The organism is Nocardioides sp., assembly GCF_036274455.1.
Lineage (GTDB): Bacteria > Actinomycetota > Actinomycetes > Propionibacteriales > Nocardioidaceae > Nocardioides.
Genome location: NZ_DASUFR010000178.1, coordinates 1 through 18,890 on the forward strand (window position 1 = coordinate 1; position 18,890 = coordinate 18,890).

Sequence of the window (18,890 nt, forward strand, 5' to 3'; positions counted from 1 at the left end):
CCGGAGAAGCCCTCGTTGACCGAGCGCTGGGAGAACGACGCGTCGAGGTCGAGGTCCTCCAGGGCGGTGTTGACCTCCTTGACCCAGGTGCGCAGCTTGGGCGCCTCGCCGTCGATGGCGGTGCGGGCGGTGCGCAGGAAGTTGGCCACCGAGACGCCGGGCACCTCGACGGGGTACTGCATCGCGAGGAACAGCCCGGCCCGGGCCCGCTCGTCGACGGACATGGCCAGCACGTCCTCGCCGTCGAGGGTCACCGAGCCGCCGGTCACGGTGTACTTCGGGTGGCCGGCGACCGAGTAGGCCAGCGTCGACTTGCCCGACCCGTTGGGACCCATGATCGCGTGGGTCTCGCCCTCCTCGATGGTGAGCGTGACGCCCTTGAGGATCTGCTTGGGACCGTCCTCGGTGGAGACGGAGACCTGGAGGTCCTTGATCTCGAGCTTGCTCATTGGGGTGTGACTCCGTTCAGCGATTCGGTGATGTCGACGTAGACGTCGCCCCCGCGGACTTCGACGGGGAACGTCGCGACTGGTTCGGTGGCCGGCAGCCCGGTGGGCTTGCCGGTGCGCAGGTCGAAGCGCGAGCCGTGCAGCCAGCACTCCACGGTGCACCCGTCGACCTCGCCCTCGGACAGGGCGACGGCGGCGTGCGAGCAGATGTCCTCGACCGCGAAGACCTCGTCGCCGTGCCGGGCGATCGCAAGGTTCTGCGGACCGACGACGACCCCGAGGGCCTCGTCCTCGGCGATGTCGGCCAGCGCGCAGGCCCGCTCCCAGCTCATGCGTCCTCAGCTCCGGTTGCTGAGGAGCCGAGGAACGAGGCGTCACCAAGCACGTTCTTCTCCAGCTCGGTCTCGACGGTCGCCCGGAGCGACTCCTCGAGCTCGGGCACGGCGATCTTGCGGATCAGGTCGTTGAAGAAGCCGTGCACGACCAGCCGGCGGGCCTCGGCCTCCGAGACGCCGCGCGAGCGGAGGTAGAACAGCTGCTCGTCGTCGAACCGGCCGGTCGCCGACGCGTGGCCGGCGCCCTCGATCTCACCGGTCTCGATCTCGAGGTTGGGGACCGAGTCGGCCTGGCAGCCGTCGGTGAGCACGAGGTTGCGGTTCTCCTCGTAGGTCTCGATGCCCTCGGCCTCCTTGCGGATCAGCACGTTGCCGATCCAGACCGTGTGCGCACCCTCGCCCTGCAGCGCGCCCTTGTAGACCACGTGGCTCTTGGTCTTCGGCGCCGTGTGGTCGACGAAGAGCCGGTGCTCGATGTGCTGGCCCTCGTCGGCGAAGTAGAGCCCGAGCATCTCGATCTCGCCGCCCGGTCCGGCGTACGACGCCGTGGTGTCGTGACGGACCACGTCGCCGCCGAAGGTCACCGCGACGTGCTTGAGCGAGGCGTCCCGGCCCACCCTGGCCGACTGGGTGCTGTGGTGGACGGCGTCGTCGGCCCAGTCCTGGATCGTGACGTAGGTGACCTGCGCGCCGTCGCCGACCACGATCTCGGTGGTGTCGGCCCACGTCGCGGTGCCCTCGAAGCGCACCACGACGGTGGCGCGGGCGTGCGCGCCCACCTTGACCAGCAGCTGGCGGGCGATCGCCTCGTCGCCGCCGCGGCCCGTCACGGTCACGAGGACCGGCTCGGCCAGCTCGGTCTCGGCCGGTACGTCGACGGTGAAGACCCGCGGCGAGGCCTCCCAGACCCGCGCCGCCACCCGGTCGGTGGGCACGAACCCGGACAGGCCGCGCTCGGAGTCGGCCACCTCGACGTTGCCGGCGGTGACGCCCGCCGGCACCTCGAGCTTGACGTCGTAGCCGTCACCGCCGAGAGACGCGTCGGCGTGGAGTCCGCGCAGCCGCTTCAGCGGGGTGAACCGCCACACCTCCTCGCGCCCGGTCGGGACGGGGTGGTCGGACAGGTCGAAGGAGCCCACCGGATGCAGGTGGGAGGAGACATCGAGGCCCATGCCTAGCCCACAGCCCCTTCCATCTGCAGCTCGATGAGCCGGTTGAGCTCGAGGGCGTACTCCATCGGCAGCTCCTTGGCGATCGGCTCCACGAAGCCGCGGACGATCATGGCCATCGCCTCGTCCTCCGCCATGCCGCGCGACATGAGGTAGAAGAGCTGGTCCTCGGAGACCTTCGAGACCGACGCCTCGTGGCCCATGGACACGTCGTCCTCGCGGATGTCGACGTAGGGGTAGGTGTCGGAGCGCGAGATCTGGTCGACCAGCAGCGCGTCGCACAGCACGTTGGACTTCGAGCCGTGGGCGCCCTCGTTGACCTGGACCAGCCCGCGGTAGGACGTCCGGCCGCCGCCGCGCGCCACCGACTTGGACAGGATCGAGCTGGAGGTGTGCGGCGCGGCGTGGACCATCTTGGCGCCGGCGTCCTGGTGCTGGCCCTCGCCCGCGAACGCGATCGACAGGGTCTCGCCCTTGGCGTGCTCGCCCATGAGGTAGACCGCGGGGTACTTCATCGTCACCTTGGAGCCGATGTTGCCGTCGACCCACTCCATGGTCGCGCCGGCCTCGCAGGTCGCCCGCTTGGTGACGAGGTTGTAGACGTTGTTGGACCAGTTCTGGATCGTCGTGTAGCGGCACCGGCCGCCCTTCTTGACGATGATCTCCACGACCGCCGAGTGCAGCGAGTCGGAGGAGTAGATCGGCGCGGTGCAACCCTCGACGTAGTGCACGTAGGCGTCCTCGTCGACGATGATCAGCGTCCGCTCGAACTGGCCCATGTTCTCGGTGTTGATCCGGAAGTAGGCCTGCAGCGGGATGTCGACGTGCACGCCCTTGGGCACGTAGATGAACGAGCCGCCCGACCACACCGAGGTGTTGAGCGCGGCGAACTTGTTGTCGCCGACGGGGATGACGGTCCCGAAGTACTCCTTGAAGAGCTCCTCGTGCTGCTTCAGCGCGGTGTCGGTGTCGAGGAAGATGACGCCCTGCTCCTCCAGGTCCTCGCGGATCTGGTGGTAGACGACCTCGGACTCGTACTGCGCCGCGACGCCGGCGACCAGGCGCTGCTTCTCCGCCTCGGGGATGCCGAGCCTGTCGTAGGTGTTCTTGATGTCCTCGGGCAGGTCCTCCCAGGACGCCGCCTGCTTCTCGGTGGAGCGGACGAAGTACTTGATGTTGTCGAAGTCGATGCCCGACAGGTCCGAGCCCCAGCTGGGCATCGGCTTGCGGTCGAACAGCTTGAGCCCCTTGAGCCGCAGGTCGAGCATCCACTTCGGCTCGGACTTCTTCGCCGAGATGTCGCGGACCACGGCCTCGTTGAGCCCGCGCTGCGCGGACGCGCCGGCGTCGTCGCGGTCGGCCCAGCCGAACTGGTAGCGACCGAGGCCCTGGAGCTCGGGGTTCCGCTCCTCGATGGAGGTCATGAGGTGACCTTCTCCTTCTGAGTAGTTGGCAGGTCAGGGATGCAGGTGGTGCACACGCCGTCGCCGTGGGCGATGGTCGCCAGCCGCTGCACGTGGCGGCCGAGGACCTTGCTGATCGCCTCGGTCTCGGCCTCGCAGAGCTGAGGGAACTCGTGGGCCACGTGCGAGACAGGGCAGTGCTGCTGGCACAGCTGCTCCCCCGCGAGCGGCAGCGCACGGACGGCGGCCGCGTAGCCCTCGTCGGTGAACACCGTGGCGAGCACCTCGACCGGGCTGAGCTCCGGGCGGGCACCGGCCACCGCGTCGAACCGGTCCTCGATGAAGGCTACCCGCTCCTGCGCGAAGGCCCGGACGGCGTCCTCGCCGCCGGTCTCGCGCAGGAACCGCAGCGCCTGGACCGCGAGGTCGTCGTAGTGCTGGTCGAAGCCCTCACGGCCGTGCTCGGTCAGCGCGAACACCTTGGCCGGGCGTCCGCGCCCGCGGTGCGCCTGACGGCGCGGCTCGCGCGCCTCGACGGCGCCCTCCGCGACCAACTGGTCGAGGTGGCGGCGTACGGCGGCCGGCGTCAGGTCCAGCCGGGCAGCGAGCGCCGCGGCGGTCGACGGCCCCTCGACGAGGATCGACCGGGCCACGCGGTGCCGCGTCGACTGGTCGTCCTCGAATATCACAACACCAGTGTGCCGTAATTGGATCGGGCGGATCAAGGAAGGGTCACCTTACTTGCCGGCCGGCCGCTTGTAACTCCGTGTTCGGGTCACCAGGTCGGTGTTCTGACACTGGTCCAGTGACCCGAACACAGAGTTACATGGGGTGACAAGGCCGGGCGGGAGCGCCCACCAGACCTAACCGGGGATAGCCTCCGCTTCATGGTCGGATCCATCCTCGGCAACCGCGTCCGCAGGGTCGAGGACCCCGAGCTCATCGACGGGCGCAGCACCTTCGTCGACGACCTCCGGATCCCCGGTACCACGCACGCGGTCTTCGTCCGCAGCCCGCTGGCGCATGCCACCATCACCGCCATCGACACCTCCAACGCCGAGCGGGCGCCCGGCGTCGTCGCGGTGCACACCGTCGAGACCCTGGGACGGGACTGGGTGCCGTCGTTCGCGCAGATCCACGACGCGATCGGGCACGGCCCGCTGGCCGACGGGGTCGTGCGCTACGTCGGCGACCCGGTCGTGCTCGTGGTCGCCGAGACCCGGGCCCAGGCCGTGGACGCGGCCGAGCTCGTCGACGTCGACTACGACCTGCTCGACGTGGTCGTCGACATGGAGGAGGCGCTGGCGCCGGGTGCCCCCCTCCAGTTCCCCGAGGTCGGGAGCAACATCGCCGAGTCGGTCCGGGCCATCCACCCGCCGGACGCCGGCGACGTGCTCGCCGACGCGGAGGTGGTGGTGCGGGCCCGGATCGAGAACCAGCGCCTGGCCACCGCGCCGCTCGAGGGCAACGCGATCCTCGTCGACCCGCGGCCGGGCGCGGACGACCCGGCGATCCTGCTCACGGCCTACATCGCCACCCAGCACCCGCACATGGCCCGCAACCTGCTGGCGAAGTACACCGGCCTCAGCAGGGAGCAGTTCCGCGTCGTCACCCCGCACGTCGGCGGCGCCTTCGGTGGCAAGGCGGGGATCGGCTTCCACCACGGCGCGATCGTGGCCGCGGCGCGCGCGCTGGGCCGGCCGGTCGCGTGGACCGAGACCCGGAGCGAGGCGTTCCTGTCGATGCAGGGACGGGCGGCGGTCCAGTTCGGCGAGCTGGGGCTGACCCGGGGCGGCAGGATCACCGGGTTCCGGGCGCGCAACGTGGGTGACTGCGGCGCGTACGCCGGCTTCGGCGGGACGCTGGTCGTCGGCGCGGGCCACGTGATGGCCCAGGGTCCCTACGAGATCCCGAAGATCGACTACTCGGCCATCGCCGCGCTGACCAACACCGCGCCGAACGGCGCGTTCCGCGGCGCCGGCCGCCCCGAGGCCACCGCGATGCTGGAGCGGATGATGGACCTGGCGGCCGACGAGCTCGGGCTCGCCCCCGAGGAGCTGCGCCGCCGCAACCTGATCGCCAAAAGCGCGTTCCCCTACACGACCCGCACCGGGCTCACCTACGACAACGGCGACTACGAGGCGGCGCTGCAGGAGGCGCTACGCATCGCCGACGTCGACGCGCTGCGTGCCGAGCAGGCCCGGCGGATCGAGGCCGGCGCGGAGAAGCTCCTCGGCATCGGCATCTCGACCTACGTCGAGATCACCGGGTTCGGCGGCTCCGAGCTCGGCAGCGTGGTGGTCGAGCCGGACGGCTCGGCCACGGTGATGTCCGGCACCTCGGCCCACGGCCAGGGCCACGCCACGTCGTTCGCGATGATCGTCTCCGACCGCCTGGGCATCCCACTCGAGAAGATCCGCTACGTCCAGTCCGACACCCGGGCGGTGCCGACCGGCGGCGGCACCGGCGGATCGCGCTCGCTGCAGCTCGGCGGCAGCGCCGTCGCCGCGGCCGCCGCGGCGGTGCGCGACCAGGCCCGCGAGCTGGCCGCGACCCTGCTCGAGGCGGCCCCCGAGGACCTCGAGCTGACCGACGAGGGGTTCACCGTCTCCGGCGTCCCCGGGGCGGTGGTCGACTGGCCCGCCCTCGCCACCGCCGCCGCCGAGCGCGGTGAGCCGCTCCGGGCCCAGCTCGACGTGCCGCAGGACGGCGCCACGTTCCCGTTCGGCGCCCACGTCTCCGTGGTCGAGGTCGACACCGAGACCGGGCTGGTGCGGCCGCTCCGGCATGTGGCGGTCGACGACTGCGGCAGGGTCCTCAACCCGATCATCGTCGAGGGCCAGCAGCACGGCGGGATCGCCCAGGGCATCTCCCAGGCGCTGTGGGAGCAGTTCCTCTACTCCGAGGACGGCCAGCCGCTCACCTCGACGTTCGCGGACTACCAGATGCCCACCACCGCGGACACGATCTCGTTCGAGGCCTCCAACACCGAGACCCCGACCACGCTCAACGAGCTGGGCGCGAAGGGCATCGGCGAGTCCGGGACCATCGGCTCGACGCCGGCGGTGCAGAGTGCCGTGGTCGACGCGCTCAGGCACCTCGGGGTCCGCCACGTCGACATCCCGTGCACCCCGGAGCGCGTGTGGCGGGTGGTCCAGGACGCCCGCGTCGGCACGCTCCCCGACCCGTGGCGGGAGCCGCCGGCCGCCTTCGACGCGATCGAGGTGCAGACCGGCGAGGTGGACGGCGGGGTCGAGGTCTAGACGTGGACATCAGCCTGATCATCGACAACGGCCGTCCGTGGGCGGAGGTGCGCGACCTCGCGCAGGTAGCCGACGACCTGGGCGTCTACGCGGTCTACCTGTGCGACCACTTCATGGGCCACACCGACGACGACACGGTCAGCGACGAGGGGATGTTCGAGTGCCTGACGCTGCTCGGGGCGCTCGGCCCGCTGACGTCGAGGGTCCGGCTGGGTCCGCTGGTGCTCGGGTCGACCTACCGCCATCCCGCCGTCGTAGCCAACCAGCTCACCGCCCTCGACCACGTCAGCGACGGCCGGGCGATCGCCGGGCTCGGCGCCGGCTGGCAGGTCATCGAGCACACCGCGTACGGCATCGACCTGATGAGCCGCGCCGAGCGCTCGGACCGGTTCGAGGAGAGCGTCGCGGTGGTCCGCTCCCTGCTGCGCGAGGACCGCACCACCTTCGAGGGGCGCCACTTCCGGCTCCGAGACGCGCCGAACAACCCCCGCCCGGTGCAGGAGCGGCTGCCGATCCTGGTCGGCGGCGGCGGTGAGAAGCGGACGATCCCGATGGCCGCGAAGTACGCCGACGTGTGGCACATCTGGGGCACCCCGGAGTCGTACGCCCGCAAGAGCGCCCTCCTCGACCGGGCATGTGAGGCGATCGGCCGGAACCCCGCCGACATCAGGCGCGCGACCGGTCACGACTACCCGGCCGGGACCGACATCGCCGCCGCGATCGAGCCCTACCGCGAGGTCTGCGACGAGTTCGTCGTCTTCGACTGGTTCGACCGGCCGCTGCAGTCGACGGTCGACGACCTGACCGCTGCGCTGGGCTGACCGCTGGGCTGACCGCTGGGTCGACCGCTGGGCTGACCGCGTGTGACCTGCATCGCAAACCTAGACTCGCCCCGTGTCCGAGCCTGCCGTCGTCGTGGCCGGGCTGGTCATGCGGTACGGCGACACCACCGCCGTCGACGACCTCTCCCTGACGGTCGAGCGCGGCACGGTCACCGCGGTGCTGGGACCGAACGGCGCCGGCAAGACCACCACCCTCGAGACCTGTGAGGGCTACCGGGCTCCCCAGCAGGGGTCGGTCCGGGTGCTCGGACTGGATCCGCGCCGCCAGTCCAGCGAGCTGCTGCCCCGGATCGGGGTGATGCTCCAGGAGGGCGGCGCCTGGAGCGGGGTGCGGGCGCCGGAGATGCTGCGGCACATCGCGGCCCTGCACGCGCACCCGGTCGACCCGGCGGTCCTGGAGGAGCGGCTCGGGCTCGGTGACTGCGGGCGGACGCCCTACCGCCGGCTCTCCGGCGGCCAGAAGCAGCGGCTCGGCCTGGCCATGGCGCTGGTCGGGCGCCCCGAGGTCGTCTTCGTCGACGAGCCGACCGCGGGGCTCGACCCCGCCGTGCGGCGTACCGTCTGGGAGCTGCTTGCCGAGCTCCGCAACGACGGCGTCACGGTCGTGCTCACCACCCACTACATGGACGAGGCCGAGCGGCTGGCCGACAAGATCCACATCATCGACCGCGGTCGGCTGATCGCGTCCGGCACGCCGATCGAGCTGACCCGCGGCGGCACCACGTCGACGATCCGCCTCGTGGTCACCAAGCCGTTCCCCGACGGTGCGCCCGAGTCGTTGAAGACGGCGCTCGGCCGGGACATCGAGGTGGTGCTCCTCGACGAGCTCAGCCTGATCGTGACCGGCCCGGCCGACGCCTCGACGCTGGCGAAGGTGTCGCGCTGGTGCGAGGAGAACGGCGTCCTGCCAGAGTCGCTGACCCTGGGCACCCGCAGTCTGGAGGACGTGTTCCTGGAGCTGACCGGACGGGAGCTGCAGCCGTGACCTCCCAGAGCGTGTTCAGCCCAGCCCCCGGCGCGGCCCCGTTGCCCCGGATGGTCCTGGCGCAGGCGCGGATGGAGTCGCGCCTGATGCTGCGCAACGGCGAGCAGCTGCTGCTCGCCGTCGTGATCCCGGTGCTCGTGCTGGTCGGGATGGTCGGGGGCGCCGACCGGCTGGGGCTCGACTACGACCACCCGGTCGTGGACGTCGTGACGCCCGGCGTGCTGGCCCTGGCGGTGATGTCGACGTCGTTCACCTCGCTGGCGATCGCGACCGCGTTCGAGCGGAGGTACGGCGTCCTCAAGCGGCTCGGCGCCTCGCCGCTCCCCCGCTCCGGGCTGCTGGGCGGCAAGGTGGGCGCGCTGCTGCTCGTCGAGGCGATGCAGCTGCTGGTGATCGGGGTCGTGGGACAGCTGCTGGGCTGGGACCCGGTGGCGTCCGCCTCCTCGGTCGCGGGGCTGGTGCTGGCGGTGCTGCTCGGCACGTCCGCGTTCGCCGCGCTCGGGCTGCTGATGGCCGGCTCGCTGCGCGCCGAGGCGACGCTCGCCGCCGCCAACCTGGCCTACCTGCTGCTCCTGGCCGGCGGCGCCGTCGTCCTTCCGGTGTCGGCGTACGGCGGGTTCGGCCACGTCGCGCAGTGGCTCCCGTCGGGCGCCCTGGGCGAGGCGATGCGGTCGGCGTTCCTCGACGGCGCGATCGCGTGGCGGGACCTGGTGGTCCTGCTCGGGTGGGCGCTGGTCGGGACGGCCGCCACGACCCGGACGTTCTCGTGGGAGTGAGCGAGCCGGGCCGGACGGGTTCCCGCTGGGTGCTGCCGCTGGCGTGGGCGACCCTGGTCGCCAACGTCGTCCTGGTCGTCACCGGCGGCGCGGTGCGCCTCACGGGCTCAGGGCTTGGCTGCCCGACGTGGCCCCGCTGCACGGACCGGTCGTTCCGCCCGCACGGCGCGCTGTCGCTCCACCAGGCCATCGAGTTCGGCAACCGCACGCTCACCTTCGTGCTCACCGCGATCGCGATCGCGACGTTCGTCGTGATGTGGCGCACCGGCCGCCGGGACCTGCGCGTGATGGCGCTGATCGCCGGGCTGGGGATCCCCGCGCAGGCGGTGATCGGCGGGATCACCGTGCTCACCGACCTGAACCCGTGGGTGGTGTCGTTCCACCTGCTCTGCTCGCTGGCGATCATCGGCGTCGCCGTCCGGCTCGTGCTCTCGGTGCCCGCTCCCCTGCCCGTCGCGCACCGCGGCCCGGTGGTCGGGCTGGCCTGGGCGACGTTCGCCGCGGCCTGGGCGGTGATCTACGTCGGCACCGTCGTCACCGGCTCCGGTCCGCACGCCGGCGACGCCCACAGCGCCCGCAACGGCCTCTCCCCGCTCCAGATGAGCCAGCTCCACGCCGACCTGGTCTTCCTGTTCGTGGGCCTGACGCTGGGCCTGCTGTTCGCGCTGCTGGCTACGGGCGGCTCCCGTGCGGCCAGGACCGCGGTGGTCGTGCTGCTCTGCGTCGAGCTCGCGCAGGGCACGATCGGCTTCGTCCAGTACTTCACCGACCTGCCGGTCGTCCTGGTCGGCTTCCACCTGCTGGGCGCCGCGCTGATCTCCGCCAGCGTGACGTGGGCGCTGCTGCGCGTACGCCGGCCCGTCGGCGCTCAGCCGACCGGCATCGCCCGGTAGGTCGGGGACAGCTCGTCCCAGCGCGCCCGCCATACGGACGGCTCACCTGCGAGAGACCGGCCGAGGTCCTCGAGGTGCGCCTGCCAGCCGGCGCCGTGGCCGGGGAGGTGCTCGAGTGGCAGACCGCGCTCCTCGACGACCAGGTGCGTCTTGTCGCCATCCTCGACCAGCCAGACCTCGATCTCGGTCTCGTCGTCCGTACCGGGCTCCATGGTGAGCAGGAGGTGGCTCGGGGCCTCGCAGACCTCGATCCGCCCCGGCCCTGACCACGTGCTCGTGAAGGTGGCGTGGATGACGCCGCCTGCACGGAGGTCGCCGGTCACCCCGGCGATCCAGCGCGCGAGCCGCTCCGGGGTCGTACACGCATCCCAGAGATCGGCGATGTCCGTGGCGTAGACGTCCTCGACGCGGATGGCGCCGCGCTTCTCGTCCAGTGCACGCATCGTGCCGGTGGTGTTCATGAACGGCTCCTCTTTCCTCGGGCGATCTCGGTGTGCAGGGCATCGAGGCGGTTCTGCCACAACGCCCGGTAGCGGTCGAGCCACGCGTCCAGCTCGGCGAGGGGCTCGGCGCGCAGCCGGTAGACCCGCCGTTGGGCCTGCGCCTCGACGTCGACCAGCCCGGCCTCTCGGAGCACCCTCAGGTGCCGCGAGACGCCGGGGCGAGCGATCGGAAGTGCGCCCGCCAGCTCGCCGGCCGTTGCCGGGTGGTCACGGAGGATTCCCAGGACGGTGCGCCGGCTCTCGTCCGCCAGCGCGTGCATGACCATGTCCATGAGACCAATGTACCCATTCGGTTACGTAACTACCAGGGTACGCACGCAGACAACTCCCCAGGGCGGGTACCGGGTCCGCGACCGAGGTCCGACGGCCGGCGATCCCGCCGCCGCGCCCGGTCACTGGGAGGGAGACAACACCATGCTCTGGACGATCCTGATCATCCTGGCGATCATCGCGCTCGCGCTGTTCATCCTCGGCTCGCTGAGGGGGCGCCGCTCGCGGCTCTGACCGTCGTCGGGTCGCTGTCGTGACGACGACTCGAGGATCTGGACGGTCTGCTCCTTCCAGGCGGCGGTGACTCCTGAACCTGTCTCGCCCGAAGTCCGTCGATGATGCACCGCTCTGTCGGCGTGTCTCGTCACGACGCGCGAGGTGGCGGTGCCCTCTCAACCCCTTCGAGCCGATGCGTGGTTGACAGGTCACCGCCGCCGGACGACCACCAACTGTCCAGTGGGTCGGGTGTATCGGGCGCTGCTCAAGGCCGGCTACCAGGGTCCGCCGCCGAGGTTCGGCGATCAGTGGCGGCTGCTGTTCCTGCCCATCACCGTGGGGGTCGGACCGCGCGACTACGGCAAGGCAGTCGGGTAGGCCTCGCGCCACGGCGGCGGTGACCACTCAACCGCCATGCGATCCGCACCGGTTCATACCCCACCGCCTCCTCGGCGTGTGTCGCACCACGCGTAGGAAGCGGTCAGCTGCGAACTCCCGCAGCGTCCGCACAGGTTGACCACCCACCGCCGCCAGAGCCGCCGCCGCCCGTGCGGCTCGACGCGGCGAAGCTCCTCTCACACCAGAGACGCGTAGATCTCCTCGAGGTCCGCGGCCACCCGCGACTGCAGGTAGCGCTTCACCTCGGCCCGGGCCCGGGTCGCGAGCCGGTCGCCGAGCCCGGTCTCGGAGATGATCCGGGTGAGTGCCGTGGCGATGGCGGCCACGTCACCGGGAGGTACGACGAGCGCCGAGTCGCCGTCGGTCACCATGTCGGCGATGCCGCCCATGTGCGTGGTCACCAGCGGTGCGCCGAGCGCCATCGCCTCGAGCACGGTGGTCGGGCAGGGGTCCGGCCACCTCGAGGGCAGCACCGCGGCCCGGGCGTGGGCGAACCCGGAGACGACCCGGTCGTGCTCCCACTTCTCCTCGACACGGACGCCCTCGGGCAGCGAGGCGAGGTCCATCGCGGGCCGGCCGACCAGCACCAGCGGCAGCCGGGTGGCCGGGTCGAGGGTGGCGTACGCCGAGAGCAGCGTGTCCGCGCCCTTCTGGCCGGAGACGTCGCCGGCGAAGAACAGGTAGTCGCCGTCGGGGAGGGCCGGGTCGCGCGGCACCGGCCCCATCGACAGCAGCGAGTCCGGGACGAAGTTGGGGACCACCTGCCAGCGGACGCCCTGCTCCGGGAGCTGGTTGGCGAGGCCGACGTAGGTCGAGACAGGAGCGAACACGTCGACAACTCGGTTCCGGACCGGCCGGCCGGAGCGCACCATCGACTGGATGACCGGGCCGCGGGCCGCGCCGTACCAGTCGGAGCTGCAGGTGAAGCACTTGCGCAGCCCGGGGCCCGAGCAGGGCGAATCGCCGAGGTACATCAGCCGCTTGGTCGGGCAGACGTGGCTGTAGTCGTGCAGCGAGTAGACCAGCGGCAGCCTGCGGGCCGCGGCCAGCGGGAGGTAGGAGTTGATGATCCAGTTGTGCGCGTGCACCAGCTCCGGCCGCACCGAGGCGACCAGCCGCGACAGCGCGCGCGAGACCAGCGGGTCCGGCACCGGCAGCGCCAGGGGCCGGTCCGCGGTCGGGTAGAGCGCCGGCACCTTGACGCCGACGTTCGGCAGCGCGTGCACGGTGACCCCGGGGTCGGCGTCCGGAGGCCGGCCGACGTCGAGGCAGGCGACGTGCACGTCGTGGCCGCGGCCAGCGAGCTCGACGGCGAGGTTGCGGACGTGACGCTCCTCGCCCCCGATGACCGGCGGGTAGAACTGCGCGAGCAGGAGCACCCTCACGCCTGCGACCCCGCCCGCGCGCTCGAGCCCTGCTCGCCGATGGCCGACACGTGGCCGAGCCGGCCGCGGACGTACCACCACGTGGTGACCGCCAGGCACGTCACGATCCCCGCGGCGCCACGGAGGTTGAGATGCAGCAGCTCGCGGAGGACGCCCTTCGGCAGGACCCTGGTGGCGTACCGGCGCTCCTCGGACGTGGCGTCGCCGGTGCCGACGACCCGGGACATGACGGCCTTCGAGATCCCCTCCGCGTGCGACCGCGAGACCAGGTAGGACCACTCACAGCGCGCGCGGGTGACCCGGTGGTGGACCACGGCGGCCGGCTCGTGGACGACCCGCGCGCCCGGGATGCGCTGCCCGATCCGGATGCAGAGCTCGGTCTCCTCGTTGCCCAGCGGGATCAGCCCGACCCGGCCGACCTCCTCGTCGAAGCCGCCGATCCGGCCGAAGACCTCGGCCCGCACCGACATGTTGCAGCCCCAGAGGTTGCGTACGTCGGTCCGCACGTTCGGCTGCCCGAGGTAGGTGCAGCCCACCAGCCAGTCCAGCTCGGGCGGGAGGTGGGCCGGGCGCCGGTCCGGCCAGACCGGCCGGGCCACGCCGCCCACGGCCAGGACCTGCGGGTCGTCGTAGGCGGCGAGCAACCGCTCGACCCAGTCCGGCTCGGGCCGGGCGTCGTCGTCGAGGAAGGCGATCACCGCGCCGCGGCTCGCCTCGACGCCGGTGTTGCGGGCCCCGGAGGCACCGCGGGTGCGCGTGTTGGCGAGCACTCGGACGCCGGTCAGCTCCTCGCGGGCCCGGGCCAGCAGCGCGTCGTTGTGGTCGACGACCAGGAGCGTCTCCCGCGGCGGCACGGTCTGACGGGCGAGCGCGTCGACCCCGGCCACGATGTCGGCCCACCGGTCCATCGTGTGGGCCGCGACGACGACCGAGACGTCAGGCTCGGACCGCGCCGGCTCGCTCACTGCGGGCGTCCCGCGGCTCCGGCGCCGCTGCGGCCGGCGCTCCGGCTCGAAACCGGGCGCAGGCGCACATCGCGCAGTCGCTGCCGCGCCGGTAGTGCTCGTGGGCCTGGTGCGGATGGCCGCACGTGCAGTCCCGTGGCCCGCGGTCTCGCCGGAGGCGCAGCAGCGGCACTGGGCACCTCCGTCCGGTCGACCGCGCGGACCCTCTCGGGCCCGGTGCTGCCGAGTCTGTCAGGGCGACCGGTGGGGTGTGGCCGGTTTGCGGGATTTCCGACGCCGATGCGCACCATCACCCGCCGGCTCCAGCCTCGGCCGCCTTGCGGCCCCAGTCGGCCAGCGCCTCGTAGGTCAGGTTCGGCCGGTTCTGCTCGTCGAGCAGCGCGTAGTCCGGCGGGTCCCACCGGGTGGGCTGCAGGGCATACCACGAGAAGACCGGCACGTAGTGCACGCACGTGGTCTGCTCGAGCGCCCGGGTGAGGTAGGACGCCCGGAGCTCGTCCGGCACCGCCTTGCGACCCTCGGCCGCCTCGGTGCTGTAGCCGAACTGCGTGATGTAGACCGGCTTCCCCTCGTCGCCGTGGTCCACCAGCACCTGGTGCAGCCCCATGAAGCCGCTGAAGTTCTCGTCGTAGAGGCCGAACGGCTCGCGGTCGTAGCGCTTCGCGGGGTCGACCGAGTCCGGCGCGTGGTCACCCGAGAACGGGTGCGCACCCAGCATGTCGAACGGCGTGGTGGTGAGCCCGAGCCCGTCGAACGCCTTGTAGACCCGCGTGAGGTAGCCGATGTCGTTGCTGGCCAGGCCGCCGCTGACCACCTGCGTCGTCGGCGCGACCTTGTGCACCGCCGGGTAGGTGACGGCGAGCAGCCGGGCGAACTCCTCCGGGTCGGGTCCGGTCGGCCAGCCCTTGTCCACGTTGGGCTCGTTCCAGACCTCGAGGTAGTCGATCTGACCGTTCACGTGCTCCATCAGCTGGGTGACGAGGCCGGCCCAGGTCGCGAGCTCGGCGTCGGAGCGGGGCGGCTGGGCGGGGTACTCCGGGTCGTCCAGCGCCCAGCGCGGCATGCCGGTGATCTGGAGCCGGACCTCGAGACCGGCTTCGTGGGCCGCGGCGAGGGTCCGGTCGATGTAGCCGAACCGCATCGGCCGCTTCGGGAACGGCTGCATGGTCCGGAACGACGCGGACGTCGAGATCACCTGAGCGCCGGCCGCCTTGGCCAGCGTGACCAGGGCCCGCACGTCGGCGACCGTGCGGATCGGGTCGTCCGGGTCCCCGGTGGCCGACTGCACGTTGAGGTCGATCTTCGGCCCCCCGTAGGTCGCGCTCGGCTCACAGGTCTGGAGCGGTGCGCCCGGGGTCGGCAGCCCGTCGGCCGACGTACGCCCGGGCGAGCCGCCCTCGCCGCGCGTTGCGGTCCAGACCCCCGCCGCCCCGATGACGACCACCAGCGCGGCGGCGACCAGGACCTGCAGGGTCGCGCCACCGAGCTGGGTGCGGCGCCGGACCGGCAGCCGCCAGTGCAGCCCCCCGAACGCCTGGCGCAGCCACGGAACGCCCAGTGCCATCTCCACCCCCATTGCGACGAGCCATCCGATGCAGAGACCGCGGGCGCCACCGATGATCCCACCGGTGACGGCCCCGACCACCTCGATCACCAGCGCGGCACAGGCCAGCCGGGTCGCGAGCGAGAACCGGCGCTGGGTCCGCCACAGGGCGACGAGGTGGTCCTTGACGACCATCCAGAGCCCGGCCGGCACCAGCAGCGCCAGGATCGACCACGAGTGACGCGAGTAGTCACCCCCGAAGATCAGCAGCACCGGCTGCCCGAGCACCCACGCCCCCACGCAGAGGGCCGCGCTGAGCAGCAGCGCAGCGGGCAGCGTGCGCTCCATGCTGCGCCGGAACTCCTCCTCGGAGATGTTCGCGCCGTGCGCGAACAACGCGGTGGCGAGCAGGTAGGGCGGCAGGAAGACGAAGGTCGCCATCAGCCACGCGATCGCGAACTCGGCGTTCTGCACCGAGCCGAGCGTCAGCGCCGCGACGACCGGCACCATCTGCGACCCCGCCGCCAGCGCCAGGCTCAGCGCGTGGTTGCGCAGGGCCAGTCCGAGGAAGCTGCGCAGGTCGGCCAGGAACGGCGGGCTCGAGAGGTCCGGCTTCGGGAGCCGCAGCCGCCACAGCGTGAACGGGACCGACGCGACCAGCGGCAGGACCCAGCAGACCTGGAGCACGTGAGCGTCGGTGAACCCGGCGACGAGGAGGATCGCGGTGAGCGGGAAGCGGAGGCTGGAGGCGACCAGGTTGCGCCAGACCTGGAGGCGGGATCGCTTCACGCCCAGGCAGGCGTCGTCGGCCACCAGCGCCCAACCGAACCCCGCGGTGCCGAGCACGAACGCCGACGCCCCGACCGGGTCGCCGAGTGCGGTGTGCAGGTTGGCCGACAGGTGGGGCGAGACCGCGACCACGACCCCGGCCGCCACCACCGAGGACACGAACACCACGACCAGGGACCGCAGCACCATCGTGCGCTGGCGGGAAGGCTCGGCCTTGGGCAGCTCCGAGACGAGCATCGTGCCGTAGCCGAGGACCGTGATGATGCCGAGCAGGGTCTGCGCGCTGATGGCGGCCGCGGCGACACCCACGTCGTGGGCGTCGACGAGACGGGCGACGAGGACCCAGAAGACCAGGCCGAGGGCGGCCGAGAGCAGCTGTGCGGTCAGGAGGGACCGGAACGGCGACCAGATGCCCTGCGCGACCGTGTCCGTGCTCACACCGGGCCGCCGACGGCGGGCGGTGGCAACGCCGGGTGGTCGAGGAGGCCGTGCCAGGCCGCCCACACCGCGACGCCGACGGTGGCCGCGACGAGGAGGCCCGTGGGCAGGCCCCATGCCCAGCTGCTGGCCCGGCCCAGCCCGATCGGCTGGGGCCGCCGGCTGACCTGGACCAGCACGAAGAGCAGCACCGAGGCCGCGATCAGGCCGCCCAGCGGGTTGAAGCCGGCCAGCACCCCGATCGCGCCGAACACCATCGCCGCGGGCAGCGTCACCGCCGGCCGCCACACGTCACGCGCGCGGAACCGGCGGGGGTCGAGCAGCCGGCCGCGGGCCAGCAGCCCGATCACCACCAGCATCACGGTCGCCAGCGCCTGCCACGGCGTCCAGCCGCCCGGCAGCCCCGGCGGGTCGCGGTCGGCGAAGGTCTGCTCGGCGTGCCGCAGCGGGCGAACGTCGTAGACCTTGACCGGCCCGTCGAGGACGAGGTCGAAGCCGGGCTGGTCCTCGAACTTCTGGACCTGGTCGCGCGAGATGGTCCGGGCGTCCGGTCCGAAGCCGGTGCTGCCCTCGAAGAAGCCGCCTGACCTGACCGTCTGCCCGACCAGCCGGGTGTCCACGACGATGAAGTCGACGTCGTTGTGGAGGATGAGCCGGAGCACCTCCTCGTCCACCGAGTGCGCGATGAAGAGGGGCGTCATGCTGTCGAAGCCGGCCGGCTGCGTGATCGGTGTGACCGGGGCGAAGTTGGGCAGCACCCTGGTGAACGTCGAGTCCGCGGCGACCCGGGACCCCTCGGGGAGGTACCTCCCGGCCCACTGCGCGACCGCCACCGTCTCGGCGTCGATCGAGCGCTGCTCGGCGCCGGCCAGGTAGGGGCCGGGGACGCGCTGCCAGTCCGGGCCGCTGCCGATGAGGGTGCCGCCGAGGATCAGCACGACCAGCCCGGGCACCACCAGCGCCGAGAACAGCTGGATCCGCGGCGCCAGCCACGCGGCGACGATCAGCGCCATCGCCATGGTGACGAACGTCGACGCCCGGTCTGCGATCTCCGCGGCCGACGGGGCGAACCGGGCGAGCTGCAGCGCGGGGTAGATCACCGCGATGGCGAGGGGGACGTAGCGCGCGCGGGTCGGGCCGAGGCTGCCGCGTCGCCAGGCCCGCCAGGCGGCCGGGACCAGCATGGCCATCCAGAGCACGACCGACCCGGCCATCACGATCAGCTCCCAGGTGGGAGTGGGCGTCCCGTCGGTGGAGGTCCCGACCTCACGGGCGCCCTTGCCGTCCAGCACGGTCAGGAGCTGGCTGGTCGCCACGTCGAAGATCGGCCCCAGGTAGCTGATCAGCAGCGGGGCGATGATCGCGGTCCACGCCAGCACCACGACCGTCGCCACCTCGGCGGTGATCAGGGTCAGCCGGGCCCGCCGCTCCTCGCCACCGCGCCAGAAGAACAGCGCCAGCAGCCACAGCAGCACCAGGGTCAGCCAGCTCGTGAGGTGGTGGGTGACGGCGAGCCCGGCCAGGCAGACCTGGACGCCGACCAGCAGCTTCCAGGGCCGCTCCTCCTCGGCGTCGAACGCGCGCACGAGGAGGTAGAGCGCGGCCATCAGCATGGCGATCGCCACGGTCTGGTAGCTGAACTGGGAGTTGAAGAAGTAGAACTGCGCGCTGCCGGCGTAGAGCAGCACGCAGGCCGCGCCGACCTGGGTGGAGCGACCGATCCGGCTGGCCAGCAGGAACAGCGCCAGGATGAAGACCGACCGCGCGGTGAGCACGACGAGCACCTGGCAGACGATCAGCGGGAACCCGGTCAGCCAGTGCACGCCGGCGGTGGCGAGCTCCAGCCCCGGGTAGTGCGGCGAGACCGGCAGGGTGCTGTTGGGGTAGAAGAACGAGTGGTGGTCGACCAGGTCGACCAGGGTCGTGACGTGCAGCGTCTCGTCGAACCGGGTCGCCAGGATCGGGTCGGTGAGGTACCACGAGGCGTACATCACCAGGCCGAAGGCGAGCGCGGCGCCGAGCCGTTGGTGCCCGGTTCGCGACGGCGCGAGCAGCAGCCACGCGAACGGGACCACGATGCCGACGAAGCCGACGTACCAGAGCCCGATCGCCGTCGACTCGTCGCCGTGCCAGCCCCACGCGTAGCCGATCACCTGGATGAGCAGCCCGAGGCACGACAGCAGCGCGGCGACGGCCTCGAGGCGACGCCCGTTTGCGGGCGCGTCCTCGGGCACGTTGACACGCGCGTCGACTGTGGCTGTCATCCC

Annotated in this window: 17 protein-coding genes; 6 read left to right on the plus strand and 11 right to left on the minus strand. The window is 72.0% G+C overall.

Annotated features, from left to right (window positions below):
• The 5 genes from VFV89_RS17710 to VFV89_RS17730 form a co-directional block, all read right to left on the minus strand.
• A partial coding sequence (locus tag VFV89_RS17710; protein WP_329707285.1) for an ABC transporter ATP-binding protein occupies nt 1–449 on the minus strand: 449 nt, incomplete at its 3' end.
• Entirely contained in the window at nt 446–781 is a 336-nt protein-coding gene (locus VFV89_RS17715; RefSeq protein ID WP_329707286.1) for a non-heme iron oxygenase ferredoxin subunit, read from the minus strand. The genes VFV89_RS17710 and VFV89_RS17715, both read right to left, overlap by 4 nt.
• Nucleotides 778–1,956 carry a Fe-S cluster assembly protein SufD gene (sufD, locus tag VFV89_RS17720; protein ID WP_329707287.1) on the minus strand — a complete coding sequence of 393 codons (1,179 nt, stop codon included), beginning with the start codon at nt 1,954–1,956 and terminating at the stop codon, nt 778–780. The genes VFV89_RS17715 and sufD overlap by 4 nt, the downstream gene beginning before the upstream one ends.
• Nucleotides 1,957–1,958: 2 nt before the next feature.
• The gene (gene sufB / locus VFV89_RS17725; RefSeq protein ID WP_329707288.1) at nt 1,959–3,377 is read right to left on the minus strand and encodes a Fe-S cluster assembly protein SufB; all 1,419 of its coding nucleotides are present in this window, start codon (nt 3,375–3,377) and stop codon (nt 1,959–1,961) included.
• On the minus strand, nt 3,374–4,045 hold the full coding sequence (locus VFV89_RS17730) for a helix-turn-helix transcriptional regulator (RefSeq protein ID WP_329707289.1): 672 nt from the start codon (nt 4,043–4,045) through the stop codon (nt 3,374–3,376). The genes sufB and VFV89_RS17730 overlap by 4 nt, the downstream gene beginning before the upstream one ends.
• Nucleotides 4,046–4,243: 198 nt before the next feature.
• Here VFV89_RS17730 and VFV89_RS17735 point away from each other — a divergent pair, with 198 nt between their 5' ends.
• The 5 genes from VFV89_RS17735 to VFV89_RS17755 all read left to right on the plus strand — a co-directional run bounded on the left by VFV89_RS17735 (nt 4,244) and on the right by VFV89_RS17755 (nt 10,115).
• Nucleotides 4,244–6,619 carry a xanthine dehydrogenase family protein molybdopterin-binding subunit gene (locus tag VFV89_RS17735; protein WP_329707290.1) on the plus strand — a complete coding sequence of 792 codons (2,376 nt, stop codon included), beginning with the start codon at nt 4,244–4,246 and terminating at the stop codon, nt 6,617–6,619.
• A gap of 2 nt (nt 6,620–6,621) precedes the next feature.
• A complete protein-coding gene (locus VFV89_RS17740) occupies nt 6,622–7,440 on the plus strand; it encodes an LLM class flavin-dependent oxidoreductase (RefSeq protein WP_329707291.1) in 819 nt (272 codons plus the stop codon).
• A gap of 73 nt (nt 7,441–7,513) precedes the next feature.
• Complete coding sequence (locus tag VFV89_RS17745; protein ID WP_329707292.1) at nt 7,514–8,446, plus strand: ABC transporter ATP-binding protein; 933 nt, start codon at nt 7,514–7,516, stop codon at nt 8,444–8,446.
• Nucleotides 8,443–9,222: an ABC transporter permease gene (locus VFV89_RS17750; RefSeq protein ID WP_329707293.1), complete on the plus strand. Its 780-nt coding sequence runs from the start codon at nt 8,443–8,445 to the stop codon at nt 9,220–9,222. Before VFV89_RS17745 ends, VFV89_RS17750 begins: the two co-directional genes overlap by 4 nt.
• The gene (locus tag VFV89_RS17755; protein WP_329707294.1) at nt 9,219–10,115 is read left to right on the plus strand and encodes a COX15/CtaA family protein; all 897 of its coding nucleotides are present in this window, start codon (nt 9,219–9,221) and stop codon (nt 10,113–10,115) included. The genes VFV89_RS17750 and VFV89_RS17755 overlap by 4 nt, the downstream gene beginning before the upstream one ends.
• Here VFV89_RS17755 and VFV89_RS17760 read toward each other — a convergent pair.
• The gene (locus tag VFV89_RS17760) at nt 10,091–10,576 is read right to left on the minus strand and encodes an SRPBCC family protein (protein WP_329707295.1); all 486 of its coding nucleotides are present in this window, start codon (nt 10,574–10,576) and stop codon (nt 10,091–10,093) included. The two genes, VFV89_RS17755 and VFV89_RS17760, sit on opposite strands and share 25 nt — an antisense overlap.
• The gene (locus VFV89_RS17765; RefSeq protein ID WP_329707296.1) at nt 10,573–10,890 is read right to left on the minus strand and encodes a metalloregulator ArsR/SmtB family transcription factor; all 318 of its coding nucleotides are present in this window, start codon (nt 10,888–10,890) and stop codon (nt 10,573–10,575) included. The genes VFV89_RS17760 and VFV89_RS17765 overlap by 4 nt, the downstream gene beginning before the upstream one ends.
• Before the next feature lie 463 nt (nt 10,891–11,353).
• On the opposite strand from VFV89_RS17765, the gene VFV89_RS17770 reads away from it, so the two are divergent.
• Nucleotides 11,354–11,482: a hypothetical protein gene (locus VFV89_RS17770; protein WP_329707297.1), complete on the plus strand. Its 129-nt coding sequence runs from the start codon at nt 11,354–11,356 to the stop codon at nt 11,480–11,482.
• Between the two features lie 197 nt (nt 11,483–11,679).
• On the opposite strand, the gene VFV89_RS17775 is transcribed toward VFV89_RS17770, so the two are convergent.
• From VFV89_RS17775 to VFV89_RS17790, 4 genes are all read right to left on the minus strand, one after another.
• Complete coding sequence (locus VFV89_RS17775) at nt 11,680–12,888, minus strand: glycosyltransferase family 4 protein (RefSeq protein WP_329707298.1); 1,209 nt, start codon at nt 12,886–12,888, stop codon at nt 11,680–11,682.
• Entirely contained in the window at nt 12,885–13,853 is a 969-nt protein-coding gene (locus VFV89_RS17780) for a glycosyltransferase family 2 protein (protein ID WP_329707299.1), read from the minus strand. The genes VFV89_RS17775 and VFV89_RS17780 overlap by 4 nt, the downstream gene beginning before the upstream one ends.
• A gap of 289 nt (nt 13,854–14,142) precedes the next feature.
• On the minus strand, nt 14,143–16,623 hold the full coding sequence (locus tag VFV89_RS17785; RefSeq protein ID WP_329707300.1) for an oligosaccharide flippase family protein: 2,481 nt from the start codon (nt 16,621–16,623) through the stop codon (nt 14,143–14,145).
• Entirely contained in the window at nt 16,620–18,887 is a 2,268-nt protein-coding gene (locus VFV89_RS17790; protein WP_329707301.1) for a hypothetical protein, read from the minus strand. Before VFV89_RS17790 ends, VFV89_RS17785 begins: the two co-directional genes overlap by 4 nt.
• Nucleotides 18,888–18,890 lie beyond the last annotated feature (3 nt).

Excerpts from the sequence above, each read along its gene's own strand:
- sufB (WP_329707288.1), bottom strand. The coding sequence starts at position 3,377 with ATGACCTCCATCGAGGAGCGGAACCCCGAGCTCCAGGGCCTCGGTCGC.
- VFV89_RS17765 (WP_329707296.1), bottom strand. The coding sequence starts at position 10,890 with ATGGACATGGTCATGCACGCGCTGGCGGACGAGAGCCGGCGCACCGTC.
- VFV89_RS17760 (WP_329707295.1), bottom strand. The coding sequence starts at position 10,576 with ATGAACACCACCGGCACGATGCGTGCACTGGACGAGAAGCGCGGCGCC.
- VFV89_RS17735 (WP_329707290.1), top strand. The coding sequence starts at position 4,244 with ATGGTCGGATCCATCCTCGGCAACCGCGTCCGCAGGGTCGAGGACCCC.
- VFV89_RS17790 (WP_329707301.1), bottom strand. The coding sequence starts at position 18,887 with ATGACAGCCACAGTCGACGCGCGTGTCAACGTGCCCGAGGACGCGCCC.
- sufD (WP_329707287.1), bottom strand. The coding sequence starts at position 1,956 with ATGGGCCTCGATGTCTCCTCCCACCTGCATCCGGTGGGCTCCTTCGAC.
- VFV89_RS17715 (WP_329707286.1), bottom strand. The coding sequence starts at position 781 with ATGAGCTGGGAGCGGGCCTGCGCGCTGGCCGACATCGCCGAGGACGAG.